This window comes from Hymenobacter koreensis (assembly GCF_039541855.1).
Classification (GTDB): domain Bacteria; phylum Bacteroidota; class Bacteroidia; order Cytophagales; family Hymenobacteraceae; genus Solirubrum; species Solirubrum koreensis.
The window spans coordinates 1-621 of record NZ_BAABHA010000009.1 but is presented as its reverse complement, the minus strand read 5'-3'; the positions used below and the strand labels follow the sequence as shown (position 1 = coordinate 621).

1 pseudogene is annotated in these 621 nt (G+C 63.6%); it reads left to right on the top strand.

Annotation, left to right across the window (positions count from 1 at the left end):
• Positions 1 to 144 precede the first annotated feature (144 nt).
• Positions 145 to 621, top strand: a pseudogene (locus ABD903_RS13860) (hypothetical protein); the annotation flags it as partial.

Genomic DNA, 621 nt, shown 5'->3' with positions numbered 1-621 from the left:
CGCCTCGCCACAAGTCAGGAAGCCGACTGTTATACTTGCACCCTGAGCATCGAGCTCTGAGCCGCCGGCCCTTATGCACTGAGTTGCTACCAGTAATAGTGCTGCCATCTGATATGGCCTTTTCATCCCGCTTATTTTTGCCGCATGCAATTAGGCTCTAATGACTGGCGGCGGGCCTTGCGGCGGCCCGCCGTGCTCCACGTGCTGGTCTGGCTCGGCTTCGCTTTGTACGAACAGCTCACCTTTTTATTTGCCAATTTCTCCAATCCTTCCCGTATTGCTGTTGTCGCAAATTACCTGCTAAACGCGGCGCTGTTTTACGCCAACAGCGAGCTGCTGCTGCCGCGCCTGGCGGGGCGGGGCCGCTACCTGCTCTACGCCCTGGCGGCCCTGGCGGCGCTGGCCGGCTACGCCGCGTTGCGCTGCGAGCTGAACCTGGGCCTGGCCCGGTTCACGGGCTGGGCCCCGCCGCCCGGCATGAGCTACGGGCAGCTTTGGATAGCGGGAATTCCTCGGGGCTTTCTCTTTTTATTCCTCAGCTTCGGTTACTGGGCGGCGCGCTACGCGGTGGGGGCCGAGCGCCGCCGCGGGGCGCAGGAGGCGCAGCTGCGGGCCACGGAG